1 protein-coding gene is annotated in these 1,154 nt (G+C 57.1%); it reads right to left on the reverse strand.

Features of this window, described 5'->3' with window-relative positions; genetic code table 11:
* Nucleotides 1-10: 10 nt before the first annotated feature.
* Nucleotides 11-928, reverse strand: coding sequence for an IS110 family transposase (locus LVD08_RS28000; protein WP_247269778.1), 918 nt, complete (start codon nucleotides 926-928; stop codon nucleotides 11-13).
* Nucleotides 929-1,154 lie beyond the last annotated feature (226 nt).

Raw genomic sequence — 1,154 nt, forward strand, 5'->3', positions numbered from 1 at the left:
CCACCGTTCGTCACCGCCACTCTGTGCCGTCTCGCAGCATGGCATTCAGTCTGATCAGCAGTATTCGCATACAGGCGATGAGCGCGACTTTCGCGCTCTTGCCCCGTTCTCTTAAGGATTCATAACGGGCCTTGAAGTCGGCTTGATGGCGGATAACGACCCAGCACGACATGTAAAGCGCACGTCTGACGCGCGCTCTCCCTCCGTAAATCTGACGTTTCCCGCTGTGATTTCCACTGTCGTCGTTGTAGGGGGCGATTCCCGCCAGTGCGGCGATCTCCCTGCGATCCAGCTCGCCGAGTTCGGGTAGATAAACCAGCAAGCTGGCGGTCGCCACAGTGCCGATGCCTTTGACAGAGATAAGCCGATCGGCTTTTTCCGCATCCAGCTCACGCATGCTTTGATCGATGGCTTTGCCGAGCTGCTTGATCTGGGTTTGCAGGTAGCGAATATGGTCCCTGATCGCCTCTACAACCGCAGGCAACTGGGCCTGCTGCAGCCGGCGCTTGTTGTCGTCGCGCTGCTGGACGAAGTGCTCGCGTAATTGAATCAACTCGCGCAGGGCTTCACGCTCAGGCGAGATGGGCTTTTCGCGAGACGCATGCAGCGCTTCGGCAAAATCGGCGAGAACCGCCGCGTCGATGGGATCGGTTTTGGCGTTCTTGCCCATTGCTACGGCAAAGGCTCTGGCCCGGCGAGGATTGATCCTCAACACGCTGAAACTTGCCTGCTGCAATGCCGCCATGACCTTGCGTTCATAGCCGCCTGTGGCTTCCAGCAACACGCGGCCAACCGTGTACTGACCTAAACGCGCGACCAGCACATCAAAGCCTTCAACGGTATTGGGAACTTCAAAGCCGTCTTTCTGTGGTTGAACCCAGACGACGAGATTGGATTTGGAGATATCGATGCCGACCCAGGAAATCATGGCAAAACCCTCTTACACTCAGAAGTGAGAGTGCTCTGGCTTTGCCCACGCTTGTGATTCGAGTGGCACTCGTCCAACTGTTCGGGCTTATGGGCCAGAGTAGAAAGGTGGATGGCAGCTTTGCTCCCACTCGTGCTTCAAGCACCGCGGACTCACAGCTTGCCATCCACCCCTCTCACCCCAGAGTTTATTCCCTTACTCAGACACAAGCGGGCTTGCTCGCGAA

The organism is Pseudomonas sp. YL2 (genome assembly GCF_023063025.1).
GTDB lineage: Bacteria > Pseudomonadota > Gammaproteobacteria > Pseudomonadales > Pseudomonadaceae > Aquipseudomonas > Aquipseudomonas putida_A.

What these genes read in the sequence shown, in the direction of transcription:
- LVD08_RS28000 (WP_247269778.1), bottom strand. Translation starts at nt 928, where the DNA reads ATGATTTCCTGGGTCGGCATCGATATCTCCAAATCCAATCTCGTCGTC.